Genomic DNA, 13,758 nt, shown 5'->3' on the forward strand with positions numbered 1-13,758 from the left:
GATCAGTGAATGATCGGACACGCGGCCTCGCCGGCGTTACTGCCGGCGAGGCCGTTTGCTCCCTGGCGTTCCGTTATTCACGTACCGATCATCATGCCGACTTCCTCATTCACTTCCGCTGCTTCCATCGTGCCCTGCCCGGTTGTCGAATCGCTCGACGCCATTCTTCCCGAAGAGCCGCTTCTGATGATGGGCGCCGGCCCCGTGCCGATTCCCGCGGCCGTCGCCAAGGCCAACACCATCGTCATCAATCACCTGGGCGCCACGATGGTGAAGGTGATCGGCCAGGTCAAGACGATGGCGCGCTACGTGTTCCAGACCAAGTCGAAATGGGTGCTGGGCGTGGCGGGTCCGGGCTCGGCCGCGATGGAAATGGCGATCTCCAACCTCGCTTGGGAGGGCACGCGCGTGCTGTCCATCAAGAACGGTTTTTTCAGCGAACGGATGGCTGAAATGGGGCGGCGCGTCGGCGCGCACGTGAGCGTGCTCGACGTCGCGGACGGGGCGGTAGCGAGTCTCGACGAAGTGGCCGAGGCGATTCGCCGCGAGCGCCCTGAAGTCGTGACCGTGGTGCAGGGCGAGACGTCGAATACAGTGTGGAATTACCACCTGAAGGACATCGCCGCGCTTGCCAAGGCGGCGGGCGCGCTGGTCGTCGTCGACGCGGTGTGCACGTTGAGCACCATGCCGCTCGAAATGGATGCATGGGGCATCGACGCGGTGATCACGGGCGGGCAGAAGGGCTTGTCGTCGATTCCGGGCGTCTCGCTGATCGCGTTTTCCGACGCGGCCTGGACGCGCGTGAAAACGCGCACGGCGCCGAACGCGCATTGGTGTCTGGACGCGTCGCTGGCGGAGAACTTCTGGCACAACGCGGGCTATCACTACACGGCGCCGGTGTCCGGCGTGCTGGCATTGCACGAGGCGCTGCGGCTCGTGTGCGCAGAGACGCTGGAGAAGCGTTTCGCGCGGCATCTGAAATGCTCGCAGGCGCTGCAGGAGGGAATCTCCGCGCTCGGGCTCAAGCTATACGCGCCGCAGGCTTGCCGGCTGAACTCGGTGGTCGGGATCGAAGTGCCGGCCGGTTTGAGCCCTGGCGATATCTGCGGGCATATCTCGCGGCATCATCAGGTGGAGATTTCGGGCTCGTTCGGATTGCCGATCGTGCGCATCGGTCAGATGGGCGAGCAGTGCCGTGAGCACAACCTGTTCAGGACACTGCACGCGCTCGGCCGCACGATGGTCGATCTGGGGTCGGCGGTCGATCTGCCGGCCGGTGTGGCGGCGCTGGAGAAATCGTTGTCGGGCGGTGCGCGCGCGGTAGCGCGCTAACGGCGCGCAGGTTCACGCGAAGAGGTGAATGCGCGTGTGCGCGCATAGCGTGGACTGTGTGAACTGTGCGGGTTGTTTGGTGCGGCGGCATCGAATGACGGCCGCCGCGCATCCCATTGTTCGGCTGCGAATTCAGGTGATGGCAGGCGAGCCCGGCGCCCGCGCATTGCGCAGATAAAGCATGGTCGAGAGGCCGACCGCGGCGGCGGACGCAACCGCCGCGAACAGAAACACCTGCGCGTAGCCGAACTCGCCGGCAATGTAGCCGGCCAGCGGCCCGGTAATCCCCAGCGACAGATCCAGAAACACCGAGTACGCCGACAAGGCTGCGCCGCGGCTTGCCGGCGGCACGAGTCCGACTGCTTCCACGCCGAGCGCCGGGAACACCAGTGCGAAGCCGAAGCCGGTCAGCGCCGCACCGGCCAGCGCGATATGCGGTTCGGGCGCGAGCCACAGCATCAGCAGGCCGGCACATTCGAACGAAAACGAAGCGATCGCGACGCGGAAGCCGCCGTAGGTTTTGATCGTATTGGCGAACAGCAGGCGCGCGCCGATGAACAGCGTGCCGAAGACCGTCAGCGACAACGCCGCGTTCGGCCAATGCTTCGCGGCATAAAACAGCGTGATGAAGGTAGCAATGGAACCGAAGCCGGCTGAGCCGAGCGCAAGACCAAGGCCGTGCGGCAGTACGCGTGTGAAAACGCTGCGGTACGACATGCGCTCGCCGTGCACGATGGGCACCGGCGCGATCGGGCGGGCGAGGTAGAAGCCGAGCGCCGCTAGCATAATCACCAGAATGCCCAGCGCGGCAAAGCCCACCGTATGCGCGATCGCCACGCCGAGCGGCGCGCCGACTGCCAGCGCGCCATACGTCGCGATACCGTTCCACGAGATCACCCGAGCATTGTTGCTGGTGCCCACCCGGCCGATGCCCCAGAGAATCGCACCCGTGCCGCACAGGCTCTCGCCGAAGCCCAGCACAAGACGGCTGCAGACCAAAAGCCCAAGACTCACCACCGGCCAGCGCCCGCACAGCACAGCCAGCAGCAACAAAACCCCGCTCGCACCGCAACCCAACAAGCCGATTGTCACAGTCCGCTTCGGCCCCAACGTATCCGCGGAACGGCCGGCCAGCGGCCGCGACGCCAGCGTCGCCAGGTATTGCACGCTGATTGCCGCACCCGCCAGCACGGCGCTATAACCGAGGTCGTCGTGAACGTAGCCCGGCAGCACGGCCAGCGGAATTCCGATCGTCAGATAGCAAAGAAACGTGAAAAAGACGACCGGAATGATCTGCATGGTCGTCGCGAATTCGGTGCGAGGTGTCGCTGAGTCGGTGGACATGGGGAAAACGAGACTTGAAATCGGCGGGAAGGCGTGATTTTCCCATGGAACCGATTCTCTTGCAGGACTTGCTTAATAATTCGTCGGACGAAAAGCTGCTTCGGGAGCCATATAGTGGTCTGTTTTTGCCCCTTTAGTGCCTAATTTTTGAGCTCAGTCGACCAAACTACCGCAATTTAATATGTCCGTTTTGCTTCATTAAATTTTAAAACACTGCAAAACTTCCTAATCACCATAAGCCAACCGCCTTCCAAACTCATCTCGATATCGTTTGGCGGATATGTCCCGCATGCGGTCCGAGCTATGGGTTGTATTTATTGACGGTGATAGTTTTCGAACCATCACTGCTGCAGGTCCCCACGGACACAGAACATTCGAGAGTAACGAGACATGACTGAGCCGATTCGCTTCTACCACCGCAACGCGATCCGCGAGATCAAGGACGCGCCCGTCACCCGCACCGTCCTGCAATATCTGCGCGAAGACGCGCATTGCACCGGCACCAAGGAAGGCTGCGCCGAAGGCGACTGCGGCGCGTGCACGGTCGTGATCGGCGAGCGCAACGAGGCAGGCGGCGTCGACTTCAAGGCGGTCAACGCCTGCATCCAGTTCGTGCCGACGCTCGACGGCAAAGCGCTTTACACGGTCGAAGACCTGCGTCAACCGGACGGCTCGCTGCATCCGGTGCAGGAAGCGATGGTGGAGTGCCACGGCTCGCAGTGCGGTTTCTGCACGCCGGGTTTCATCATGTCGATGTGGTCGCTGTACGAAAAGCACGGTCACGAACATAGCTGCGCGAACAAGACCGTGCCGTCGCGCGACGCGATCAGCAACGCGCTGACCGGCAACCTGTGCCGCTGCACGGGCTATCGTCCGATCGTCGACGCGGCAGTGCGCATGTTCGAAGCGCCCGCGCCGAAGGCGCCGGTCGACATCGAAGCGCTGTCGAAAACGCTCGCTACGATCGAGCGCAAGGACACCTTCCACTACCAGCACGCCGGCCAGCAATTCGACGCGCCGCGCACAATCGAGGCGCTCGCGAAGATCAAGGAAGCCGCACCGGCCACGCGCATTCTCGCCGGCAGCACGGACATCGGCCTGTGGGTCACCAAGATGATGCGCGACCTTGGCAACATCGTGTATGTCGGACAGATCGCCGAATTGCAGAAGCTCGAAACCAACGACGAATGGATCGAGATCGGCGCGGGCGTGAGCGTCGAAAAGGCCTACACGGAAATCGTCAAGCAGTACCCGGAACTGTTCGAAATGCAGCAGCGTTTCGCATCGTTGCCGATTCGAAACGCCGGCACGCTCGGCGGCAATATCGCCAACGGTTCGCCGATCGGCGATTCGATGCCTGGCCTGATCGCCCTCGGCGCGCGCGTGATCGTGCGGGGCGGCGAGACCGAGCGCGAAATGCCGCTCGAAGATCTGTACCTCGCGTATCAGAAGAAAGACATGGCTGAGCACGAGTTCGTCGTCGGCCTGAAAGTGCCGTCGCGCACTGGCGTTCGCAAGAACCTGCAGTTCCGCTCTTACAAACTCTCGAAGCGTTTCGATTCTGATATCTCGGCGGTGTGCGCCGCGTTCTCGTTCATCGCGGACGGCAACGTGATTCGCGATCCGCGCATCGCGTTCGGCGGCATGGCGGCCACGTCCAAACGCGCGACGCACGCCGAAGCCGTGTTGCGCGATGCCGAATGGCACGAAGCCACGGCACAAGCCGCGATGCTCGCGCTCGGCAACGACTACGCTCCGCTCTCGGACATGCGCGCGACCAGCAACTACCGCCTCGAATCGGCGAAGAACACGCTGTACCGCTTCTGGCTCGAAACGCGGCCGAACAATCCGCTGCCCAAGAGCGCGCTCGATGTGCGCGCGGTCGCAGCGGCGTGCGCGCCTGCAGGCGTCTAAGCAGAAGCCCAACGGATACGGAGAACACACACAATGAATCAGCATGCCGAACCGTTCCTGAAAGACCTCAAGGAGCTCGACGACTTTACGCAGGTCCACGTCTCGCGTCCGCACGAGTCCGCGCATTTGCACGTGAGCGGCCGCGCGACCTACACCGACGACATCCCGACGCTTGCCGGCACGCTGCACGCCGCGCTCGGTTTGTCGTCGAAAGCGCATGCGAAGATCGTCTCGATATCGCTCGACAAGGTGCGCGCCACGCCGGGCGTGGTCGCGATCTTCACCGCCGACGACATCCCGGGCGTCAACGACGTCGGCCCGATCATCCACGGCGACGATCCGATTCTCGCCGACGGCCTCGTGCAATACATCGGCCAGCCGATCTTCATAGTAGTCGCAACATCGCATGACACCGCGCGTCTCGCCGCGCGCCGCGCCGACATCGTCTACGAGGAACTGCCGGCGATCCTGACGGCGCAGCAGGCGCGCGCCGCGAACCAGCACGTCCTGCCGCCGATGAAACTCGCGCGCGGCGAAGCGGACACGAAAATCGCCCGCGCCGCGCATCGCGAAGCAGGCGAAATGCTGCTCGGCGGCCAGGAGCAGTTCTATCTGGAAGGCCAGATTTCGTACGCGGTGCCGAAGGACGACGACGGCATGCACGTCTACTGTTCGACGCAACACCCGACCGAAATGCAGCACATGGTCGCGCATGCGTTGGGCGTGGCGTCGCATAACGTGCTGATCGAGTGCCGCCGCATGGGCGGCGGCTTCGGCGGCAAGGAATCGCAATCGGGTCTGTTCGCGTGCTGCGCCGCGCTTGCCGCATGGAAGCTGCTGTGCCCTGTGAAACTGCGTCCGGACCGCGACGACGACATGATGGTCACGGGCAAACGCCACGACTTCCACTACACGTATGAAGTCGGCTACGACGACAAGGGCGTGATCGACGGCGTGACGGTCGACATGACCTCGCGCTGTGGCTTCTCCGCCGACCTGTCCGGTCCCGTGATGACGCGCGCGCTGTGCCACTTCGACAACGCGTACTGGCTCTCCGACGTGACGATCGACGGCTTCTGCGGCAAGACCAACACGCAGTCGAACACGGCGTTCCGTGGCTTCGGCGGTCCGCAAGGCGCGTTCGCGATCGAATACATCATGGACAACGTCGCGCGCTCGGTGGGCGAGGATTCGCTCGACGTGCGCCGCCGCAATCTGTACGGCAAGACCGAGCGTAACCAGACGCCGTACGGCCAGATCGTCGAAGACAACGTGATTCACGAGTTGATCGACGAACTCGAAGCGACCAGCGAATACCGCGCACGTCGCGCGGCGATCAACGAGTTCAACGCGAACAACGAAATCCTGAAGAAGGGCATGGCGCTGACGCCGGTCAAGTTCGGCATCGCGTTCAACGTGACGCACTTCAACCAGGCCGGCGCGCTCGTGCACATCTATACCGACGGTTCAGTGTTGGTGAATCACGGCGGCACCGAAATGGGCCAAGGCTTGAACACCAAGGTCGCGCAGGTCGTCGCGCATGAACTGGGCATTGGCTTCAACCGCATTCGCGTCACGGCGACCGACACCAGCAAGATCGCCAATACGTCGGCGACGGCGGCTTCGACGGGTTCCGATCTGAACGGCAAGGCCGCGCAGGACGCCGCGCGCCAGTTGCGCGAACGTCTGTCGGCGTTTGCCGCCGAGCGTTTCGGCGCGGGGAACGTGAGCGCGTCGGAAGTGCGTTTCATGCATGACCGCGTCGTGGTCGGCGAAATGATCGTGCCGTTCGAAGAAGTGATCGCGAAGGCTTATGTCGCGCGTATTCAACTCTGGTCGGACGGTTTCTACGCGACGCCCAAGCTCTACTGGGATCAATCGAAACTGCAAGGCCGGCCGTTCTACTACTACTCGTACGGCGCGGCCGTGTCCGAAGTGGTGATCGACACGCTGACCGGCGAAATGCGCGTGCTGCGCGCGGACGCATTGCATGACGTGGGCGCTTCGTTGAATCCCGCGCTCGACGTCGGCCAGGTGGAAGGCGCGTTCATTCAAGGCATGGGCTGGCTCACGACCGAAGAGCTGTGGTGGAACCCGGGCGGCAAGCTGATGACGCATGCGCCGTCCACCTACAAGATTCCGACCGTCAACGATACGCCGCCCGATTTCCGCGTGCGCCTCTTCAAGAACCGCAATGCGGAGGACAGCATCCATCGTTCGAAGGCGACCGGCGAGCCGCCGCTGCTGCTGCCGTTCTCGGTGTTCTTCGCCGTGCGCGATGCGGTGTCGGCAGTCGGCGACCACAAGGTCAATCCGCCGCTCAATGCACCCGCGACCAGCGAGGAAATCCTCAAGGCGGTCGGCGCGGTTCGGGCCGCAACCATAGCGGCGCGTCAATAAGCGTGGTTATAGCGCGGCAATGAGCCGGGAAAGAAGCACGTGAACAACACACTCACTGGAATGATTGCCATGAACGATTTTTCATCCGTTCAGATCGGCCGACACAGCGCCGTGCAGATGCCGCGTCCGGCGCCGATGCATATCGTGCTGTTCGGCGCGGGGCACGTCGGGCACGCGCTCATCAAGCTGCTCGGCAGCTTGCCGTGCGTGGTCCAGTGGGTCGACGAACGCGACGAACTGTTTCCCGACGAAACGCCCGCCAACGTGCAAGTCGAAGCGACCGACACGCCGGACGCGATCGTCGATGCCGCGCCGCCCGGCGCCTACTTTCTCGTGATGACGCATAACCACGCGCTCGATTTTTCGCTCGCCGCGCGCATCATGCGGCGGCGCGATTTCGCCTACTTCGGCATGATCGGCTCAAAGACGAAGCGCGTGAAATTCGAGCGTCGTCTGCTCGATCGTGGCGTGGATCTGGATCGGCTGGTGGAGATGACGTGTCCGATCGGCGTGGCGGGTATCGTCGATAAGGCGCCTTCGGCGATTGCCGTGGCGGTGTGCGCCGAGTTGTTGCAGATTCGCACGCGACAGGTCGTGGCGCAACGCGCAACGCAGCAGTTCTGCGCGAGCGTTTGATGTCTGAGCAATAGACCGAATCAGAACGAGACGCTCGACCGGCGCCGATCGAACGGCAAAACTCAAAACGTCAGCCCGTTGCGGCTGACGTTTCCTTTTTGGGCGCCCGCTTCGCACGCCGCACCTTCTGCGCGACCAGCGTATCCGACACCTGCGACATGAGCGTACGCAGCCAGCCGACATCGCTCGGCCGGTCCGGCTGCGGATGCCACAACTGATAGCACTTGATGCGCGGAAACGGAATCGGCACGTCGATCACCGCGAGCGGCAGCATGCCCGCGTAGTGCATCGCAAAGCGGCGCGTCGTCGTGAAGATCAGATCGGATTGCAGCAGCGTCTGCGGCACCAGCCCGAAGTAGGGCAGCGTGGCGACGATGCGGCGCTCGGCGCGCGCCCGTGCGAAACCGATGTCGATGGCGCCGCTGCTCGCGCCGCTATACGGCGTCGGCGCGAGATGCGGCGCGGCGAGATACGCTTCGCGCGTCAACGGCATGCGCGTCAACGGATGATCGGCGCGCATCATGCACACCACGGTGTCGGAGAACAGATCGCTGCGCTCGAAACGCGGCTCGGGCTTCGGCCAGTTGCCGATCACCAGATCCAGTTCGCCGGCGTCGAGCGCGGCGGAATAATCGAGCAAAGGGCTGAGCGAACCGATCTCGAGCCGCGCATGCGGCGCCGCCTCGCGAAACTGCGCGATGACCGTCGGCATGAAGAAGTCGTTCAGATAATCCGGCGCGGCCACGCGAAACGTGCGGCGCGAGCGGCCGGGATCGAAGTCGCCGTGCGGCGTCGCCACGAAGTCCACGTCGCGCAGCACGCGTTGCGCGGCAGCCAGCAGCGATTCGCCATATTCGGTCGGCACCATGCCCGATTTGCCGCGCACGAGGATTGGGTCGTTCAGCGTTTCGCGCAGTTTGCGCAGCGCGGTGCTGATGGCGGGCTGGGTCTGATTCAGACGCAATGCTGTCTGCGTGACGCTGCGCTCGACCAGCAGCGTGCGCAGCACGCGCACGAGCCAGATATCGAGGGAAGCGGCGGTGTCGTCCATGGTTTAAGCAAGGCGGGGCAAACGAATCGGATCCGATGAGGCGTCTTACGGAGCCGCTCGCGAGATTCTCGCAAGCGCGCAGCGCCAACGCGCATGGCGCGAAGGTCATAACCTTAGGCCCGTTTGCGGTGTAGCGGCATAGCGGGCCCGGTATGGCCGGCATCAGCAAGGCTGTTTTGCCGCGACAAAGCCACGTAAGCGCCGTGCGGCGCGCGCTTTATCCGCGCGACGCTTACGTATCGCCTACGTTTGAATGTTCGCGAGCCCCGACGGCAGCGAACTGATCCGTTTGACTTCTCTCGACTCGAGCCAGTTCGGCGTGCGCGCGCAGTAAAGCACCATGGGCAGCGCGTCTTCGCCCCAGAACAGTTGATCGTTCAGATAGAAGGTCGGCACACCGTAGACGCCGAGGCCGATCGCATCCGCCGTATTGCGCTGCAATTGCTCGAGCACGGCTGCGCTTTTGACGATCTCCGGACCGTCGGGCATGCCGACGCGGTCGCACAACTCGGCAAAGGCCGCTTCTGTGGACGGATCGCGTCCTTCACGCCAGATGAAGCGGAATATCTCGCGCACGAACTGGACGTCGCCGTTCGCCGCGGTGGCTAGCAGCAGCGGCTTCATGGAATCGAACGGATGCGCCGGCGGCATCTTGTACGGAATGCCGAGTTGCTCCGCGCGAAAAAGCGCGTGCCGGTACAGGAAGGTGCGTTTCGAGGGCACCCCGTAAGCCGGCCGCTGTCCCCAGTGACGATAGAGATCGTTCAGTACGACCGGTGTGAACACGAAGTCGAAGCCCGGCCATTTGTCGTGTTGCTCCAGCAACAGATAGGTAAACGGCGAGACAAAGTCGTAAAACCACAGCGGTTGCCTGGCGTCGATGCCAACGGTCATAAATGTCTCCCGAATTGCCTGTTCCGCACGGCGCGTCTGCTGTACCGTCGGAATTGTAATGATCTTACGCGGTGCAGCCGCGGCTTGCACCCGTCAATATGGTTTGGCGTTGCCTTCGTCGCCGCCATCGCGTGTTTCGCCGATTTCGGCCGCTTCGTTCGCGGCGGGCGGTGTGGGCTCCGCACGATGTTCGCCTGAATTGCTCTCCGCGCTTTCCGCTTCGTTGGCGGCGTCGTCGCGCTGGGCGTCGCGGGCCTGCGTGAGCCGCTGGCGCACGAAGCCGATATGCTCGCGCAGCACGTAAAACTGATCCGCGTAGGCGAGCGGCATCTTCAGACCGTTGACGGACTCCTCGATCGCGTCTAGCCGCTCGATCAGTGAGGCGCGTTCGCTCGGCGAATGGTCGCTGAGCGCGCTGCGTTCGATCGCGATCAGCGCGCCGTACCAGCGATAGATGCGCGATTTCACCCGCCATGCATAGAGCGATGGCACCAGACGCAAGGCCGGCACCAGCAACACGATCAGCGGCACGACCACCACCAGCAGCCGGTCGGCGAGACTCGCGAGCCAGAACGGCAGGATGCGGTAGAGGAAGCTTTTGCCTGACTTGTAGTAACGGGCGGCGTCGTCGCTGATCGGGAAATCGTGAGCGAGCGGCGCGGGGAATTCGCCGGCGCGCTGCATGATGTTCGCCTTGCCGTGCACCTCGCGCGCGGCTTCGATCAACAGGTCCGACAGCGCGGGATGCAGCGAGTCGCGCGCCACCAGTTCGGCGGTCGGCGCCACCATGTGAATCGGCGCGGACGGCAGGTTCTTGCCGAGGTCGAACGCGCCCATCGGCATTTCGAGTTGCGTCAGGTAGGGAAAGCGGCGCGTGTAGGCGTCGGCCTGCGAGAAATCGTAGAACTGCACGTTCGGCGTGCGGTACAGCTTGCCCATCACCGCGGGTTGCGCCGAATCGCCAGCGAGGAACGCCGCGTCGACTTTGCCGGAGACGAGTGCCTGGGCGGCGTCGTCGCCGGAGAGCGGCAGGAGTTTGGTCGCGCCGCCCGGCACGATGCCGTTGGCCTTGAGCAGCGCAAGCGCGAGTTCGCGCGTGCCGCTGCCTTCGGCGCCCACCGCGAGCCGCTCGCCCTTGAATTCGGAAAGCCGCGTGACGGTCGGTCCGTGATAGAAGATCGCGAGCGGCACATAGGCCACGCTGCCGAGCGACATCAGCCCTTCAGCCGCCGGGCCGGGCGCGACGCCGTCCTGCACGAAGCCGACATCCACATCCGACTTCGGGTCCGACAGCCGCTTGAGATTCTGCAGCGAACCCTCCGACGGCAGCACCTTCAGCGTGATGCGGTTGCGCGCCAGAATCTCCTTGTACTTTTGCGCGGCATTCCAGAAGGTGCTGCCTTCGGGGCCGGCGCTGATGGTCAGCGTGCTGGGCGGCGCGGGCTGGATCAGCCGCACGGCGACCCAGATCGCGACGGCGACGATCAGCAGGATCGGCCCGAACGAGACCGCGAGATCGCGCCAGGAGATCGCGACGAAACGGGCAACGAGACGGGGAGGGCTTTTGCGGCCGGTGGCTGGCTTCATCGGATGACGTGACGGCTACGGTCGAAAGTGAACAGGGGCGGCGCACCGCGGCGCGCAAGCCGCGCGGCGGTGCGGCAGCGCGCGTCGCGCCGATGGTACCTGAGATTCACCGCCCGGCGAAACGCGTGGCGGCTACCGGCGCCGACAAACCCGTAACAAATCGTGAACGTGGCGAGACAGTCCGCACGCTGACGCGATTTGCATCTTAAGCATCTCGACTATCGCTAAACCCGACTAAACCCTTTGCGATTCTGGCCCGGCTAGATTAAATTGTGCATCGCTGCCGCAAACGGATGTTTTGCGCGGCGCGACCCGGCACGACATACAAGAACCGGGCGCGTCGGCGGACCTCGCGGCTTGCCGGTTTTCGTACCGCACTGCATGCCCGTCATCGCGTGTGGCAACGGCAACCGGCCTCTCTCGCCTCTCGCACATCGTGTTACAGCCATAGTCGGCCGTCGCTCGCGCGCGCCTTGTCGCGTGCGCCTCGCATGGTCGCCGGAAGTCGTAACGAAGCCGCTTGTCTATGCGGTCCAATGTGAAGCAAAGGAGAAGAAAAGCTATGAAATCGGTCGGTTTTCTGAAAACGCTGGGTTCGGTTGTGGCAATGGTGGTGGCGTGCAATGTGTACGCTCAGGCAAGCGACGCAACGGCAACCGGCACGACCGCCGCGCCGGCTGCGAGCGCCAAGGCGACCAAGAAGGCGAATAGCCAGCTGGGCCGCAAGGTGCGTAGCGCGCTGGCCAAGACACAAGGTGTCGACGTGTCGAACATCGCCGTGCGTGCTCGTGGCGGCGCAGTGACGCTGACGGGTTCGGTGCCTGACCAAGGCCAGATCGACGCTGCCGGCCAGGCCGCCAAGGGCGTTGCCGGCGTGACGTCGGTGTCGAACAAGCTGACCGTTGTGCAGCAGTAAGCAGGTTGCGGCACCTGGCGCGGGCGGTTCACGCCGTCACGCGCCATCGTGATGCAGACGTGGCACCAGGGTTCCGGCAAAAAACCGGAGCCTTTTTTTAATTTTTATCTGGCGATTATTGAAGCGGCGATGATGAGGCTTCAGCCGTTCGAACGGGACGGCGGCGCGGCCACGGTCCGTCTGTGCGCTGTGACACACTGCTGACGCGTTGCTAAGCGTACTGTGACGGATAGCAAACCGGAGTCAACGCCATGGAAACCTCGCCTTTGCGCTATACCGATCTGCCTATCGGCGATCGGGCGGCTTTCGAACTGGTGTGCGCGCGGCACGGTTTCGCACCGGCGCATTTCGACATCAGCGCCTGCGCGGATCCAGGCGATGTGGCGCACGAACGTCTCGTCACCGTGCGGCGCGGCGGCTGGGCGCAGTCCTATCATGACCGTCACGGTCAATGGATCAGGCAGTTCGAGTCCGATCTGACCTGCCGGTTCTTCAAATAGCCGCTGGACGTTTGCGTCGGCGCGATTGCGTCGGCGTGCGTCGATATTTTTCAGGCGGTTTCAGGCCAGCACGAGGCGCACGCCAACCAGCGTGAGCGTGGCGGCGAGCAGATTGCGCAGCAGCTTGTCCGGCGCGCGCGACGACAGATAGCTGCCTATCGCGATGCCCGGCAGCGAGCCCACCAGCAACGACAGCAGCATCGACCAGTCGATCGAGCCGAGCAGCCAATGGCCGGCGCCCGCCAGCAGAGTGAGCGGCACCGCATGCGCGATGTCCGAGCCGACAATGCGCGTGGTCGGCAAGAGCGGATAGAGCAGCAGCAACACCGTCACGCCGATCGCGCCCGCCCCGACCGAAGTCAGCGACACCAGCACGCCGAGCACCGCGCCGGTCAGCATGGTGAGCGCGAGCGTGCGTCCCTGACGCGGCGTGCGCTGCTTGCGCGCGCCGAGCGCCGCGAGTTGCGGACGAAATACCAGCGCCACCGCCGTCACCAGCAACGCCGCGCCGAGCACGACCTGGATCAGTCGGCCGGCGCCCGGCGTGTCCATCCCAAAACGATGCAGCAGGATCAGCGTGATGGTGGCCGCCGGCACGCTGCCAGCGGCGAGGCGCAGCGTGACCTGCCAGTCGACCGAGCCCTTCAGGCCGTGCACCAGCGTGCCGGTCGCCTTGGTGGCGGCCGCGTACAGCAGATCGGTGCCGACCGCGGTGGCCGGATGCACGTTGAACAGCAGGACCAGGATCGGCGTCATCAGCGAGCCGCCGCCGACGCCCGTCAGTCCGACCAGAAAGCCGACAAACAGGCCGGAGACGGAGTACAGCAGATCGATGTGGGGAAGTGCCATTGAGCGGACCGCTGACGGTCGGGTGAATTGGACGGGTTATGGGCGGCAAGTCCGGCGCGCCGGCCTTCGACGGTCGACGGAGAGCGGCGCCGAGGCCGCCGGGGCGCGGCGAAAGCCGCTATTGTCGCAAAACTGCCGCGTTTGCGTATGAAGCGGCATGCATACGGTCGATCAATGCCAGTACTTCAGGCCGGGTCTCGCCTTTCGCGTGGACGACCTAGTACGTCAGCGGAGAGGCGATTTCATGGCGGCTCACGCGCATGAAATCGCTACGCTGCAGATAGGCGTCGGCGGGCGCCAGGAGGCTCGCGACGCTATGGGGTGGGTTGATGGCG

The 13,758-nt window shown here is 64.0% G+C and carries 11 protein-coding genes; 6 read left to right on the top strand and 5 right to left on the bottom strand.

Annotated features, from left to right (window positions below; translation table 11 throughout):
* The first annotated feature begins 93 nt into the window (after positions 1 to 93).
* Positions 94 to 1,332 (top strand): pyridoxal-phosphate-dependent aminotransferase family protein, encoded by a 1,239-nt coding sequence (locus tag BPHYT_RS03855; RefSeq protein ID WP_012431849.1) that lies wholly within the window; start codon positions 94 to 96, stop codon positions 1,330 to 1,332.
* A 132-nt stretch (positions 1,333 to 1,464) separates the two neighbouring features.
* Here BPHYT_RS03855 and BPHYT_RS03860 read toward each other — a convergent pair whose 3' ends face one another.
* A complete protein-coding gene (locus tag BPHYT_RS03860) occupies positions 1,465 to 2,676 on the bottom strand; it encodes an MFS transporter (protein WP_012431850.1) in 1,212 nt (403 codons plus the stop codon).
* Positions 2,677 to 3,066: 390 nt separating this feature from the next.
* Here BPHYT_RS03860 and xdhA point away from each other — a divergent pair, with 390 nt between their 5' ends.
* From xdhA to xdhC, 3 genes are all read left to right on the top strand, one after another.
* A complete protein-coding gene (xdhA, locus tag BPHYT_RS03865; RefSeq protein WP_012431851.1) occupies positions 3,067 to 4,590 on the top strand; it encodes a xanthine dehydrogenase small subunit in 1,524 nt (507 codons plus the stop codon).
* Between the two features lie 33 nt (positions 4,591 to 4,623).
* A complete protein-coding gene (xdhB, locus tag BPHYT_RS03870; RefSeq protein WP_012431852.1) occupies positions 4,624 to 6,990 on the top strand; it encodes a xanthine dehydrogenase molybdopterin binding subunit in 2,367 nt (788 codons plus the stop codon).
* Positions 6,991 to 7,059: 69 nt separating this feature from the next.
* On the top strand, positions 7,060 to 7,626 hold the full coding sequence (gene xdhC, locus BPHYT_RS03875) for a xanthine dehydrogenase accessory protein XdhC (RefSeq protein WP_012431853.1): 567 nt from the start codon (positions 7,060 to 7,062) through the stop codon (positions 7,624 to 7,626).
* A gap of 70 nt (positions 7,627 to 7,696) precedes the next feature.
* On the opposite strand, the gene BPHYT_RS03880 is transcribed toward xdhC, so the two are convergent.
* From BPHYT_RS03880 to BPHYT_RS03890, 3 genes are all read right to left on the bottom strand, one after another.
* Positions 7,697 to 8,677, bottom strand: a complete 981-nt coding sequence (locus BPHYT_RS03880) for a LysR substrate-binding domain-containing protein (RefSeq protein ID WP_012431854.1) — start codon at positions 8,675 to 8,677, stop codon at positions 7,697 to 7,699.
* A 243-nt stretch (positions 8,678 to 8,920) separates the two neighbouring features.
* Positions 8,921 to 9,571 (bottom strand): 2-hydroxychromene-2-carboxylate isomerase, encoded by a 651-nt coding sequence (locus BPHYT_RS03885; RefSeq protein ID WP_012431855.1) that lies wholly within the window; start codon positions 9,569 to 9,571, stop codon positions 8,921 to 8,923.
* Between the two features lie 93 nt (positions 9,572 to 9,664).
* Positions 9,665 to 11,158 carry a TAXI family TRAP transporter solute-binding subunit gene (locus BPHYT_RS03890; protein ID WP_012431856.1) on the bottom strand — a complete coding sequence of 498 codons (1,494 nt, stop codon included), beginning with the start codon at positions 11,156 to 11,158 and terminating at the stop codon, positions 9,665 to 9,667.
* 562 nt (positions 11,159 to 11,720) lie between these two features.
* Between BPHYT_RS03890 and BPHYT_RS03900 the strand changes: the two genes are divergently transcribed.
* Together BPHYT_RS03900 and BPHYT_RS03905 are read left to right on the top strand one after the other, a co-directional pair.
* Positions 11,721 to 12,074: a BON domain-containing protein gene (locus BPHYT_RS03900; protein WP_012431857.1), complete on the top strand. Its 354-nt coding sequence runs from the start codon at positions 11,721 to 11,723 to the stop codon at positions 12,072 to 12,074.
* 251 nt (positions 12,075 to 12,325) lie between these two features.
* Complete coding sequence (locus BPHYT_RS03905) at positions 12,326 to 12,574, top strand: hypothetical protein (RefSeq protein WP_012431859.1); 249 nt, start codon at positions 12,326 to 12,328, stop codon at positions 12,572 to 12,574.
* A gap of 60 nt (positions 12,575 to 12,634) precedes the next feature.
* On the opposite strand, the gene BPHYT_RS03910 is transcribed toward BPHYT_RS03905, so the two are convergent.
* Positions 12,635 to 13,423, bottom strand: a complete 789-nt coding sequence (locus tag BPHYT_RS03910; RefSeq protein ID WP_012431860.1) for a sulfite exporter TauE/SafE family protein — start codon at positions 13,421 to 13,423, stop codon at positions 12,635 to 12,637.
* Between the last annotated feature and the right edge of the window lie 335 nt (positions 13,424 to 13,758).

Source organism: Paraburkholderia phytofirmans PsJN (assembly GCF_000020125.1).
Lineage (GTDB): Bacteria > Pseudomonadota > Gammaproteobacteria > Burkholderiales > Burkholderiaceae > Paraburkholderia > Paraburkholderia phytofirmans.